At 31.3% G+C, this 1,076-nt stretch carries 1 protein-coding gene; it reads left to right on the top strand.

Annotated elements, in window-relative coordinates:
* The first annotated feature begins 376 nt into the window (after positions 1-376).
* Entirely contained in the window at positions 377-985 is a 609-nt protein-coding gene (locus tag EKL98_RS17135; RefSeq protein WP_126563251.1) for a heavy metal-binding domain-containing protein, read from the top strand.
* The last annotated feature ends 91 nt before the right edge of the window (positions 986-1,076 follow it).

Genomic DNA, 1,076 nt, shown 5'->3' with positions numbered 1-1,076 from the left:
AGGGCTGTGTCTTAAACGCTTGAAAAACGGAACAAATAAAAATCGCAAAATGAAAAAAACTTAATTTAAAAAAAAACAAAATTATTTTAATTCAAATACCAATCTTTCCTCAGGTTTTTATTCTCTATGGCTTATACCAAAAATAAGCTAAATTAAATTTTGACAGCCATAAGTGTGTCAAATAGAAAGCAATTCTTGCTTTTAAATCATCTTTTTTTTATCAGCTAATCAAATATAAATTATGGCTTTTTGCTGTTTTTTACTTATTCTTTAGCGGGTTCAATTTAAAATTATCTAAACTTAATAACGAAACTCTAATTCACTAAATCGAAAATTTCGACAAAGGCATTACCTTGTTTCTTAAAAAACAAATAAAATGAAAAATTTAATTATCATATTAAGCGTATTCTTAATAGCAATCACATCATTATCAGCTCAAACAGCTGCAAAAAAGGAAAGTCCTAAAACAGTTTACATTTGCCCTACCCATCCCGACAATATGAATCCAAGTTCAGGAAAATGCCCAGAATGTGGCATGGAATTGAAAAAAGTTACAGATAAGGTACCTACCTATGCTTTAAAAGGTAGTCAACCGATGACTAAAACGGTAACCAAATATGTTTGTCCAATGGATGGATCAACTTCCGACAAACCAGGTGGATGTTCTAAATGTGCAATGAAAATGGTGAAAACTACCGAAAAAGTAGATACTCATGCCCTAAAAGGCAGCCAGCCTAGGAGTAAAATTGTAACAAAATATGTTTGTCCTAAGGATGGTTCAGCTTCTGAAACTGAAGGGAAATGTTCTAAATGTGGAACTGGAATGGTAAAAATTACCGAAATAATAGATACCCACGCCCTAAAAGGCAGTCAGCCTAAAACTAAAATTTTGACAAAATATGTTTGTCCAATGGACGGTTCTACCGCTGATATTAAAGGGGAGTGTCCTAAATGTGGAATGGAAATGACTGAGAAAAAAATCTAATGAAAATAAAATGTTGCTAATAGCAACATTAACAATTTAAAAAACAAACAAAATGAAAAATAGAATTATTATAACAGTAGCGTTAGCAATA

The organism is Flavobacterium bomense, assembly GCF_003970355.1.
This window is presented reverse-complemented; position numbering and strand designations above follow the sequence as displayed.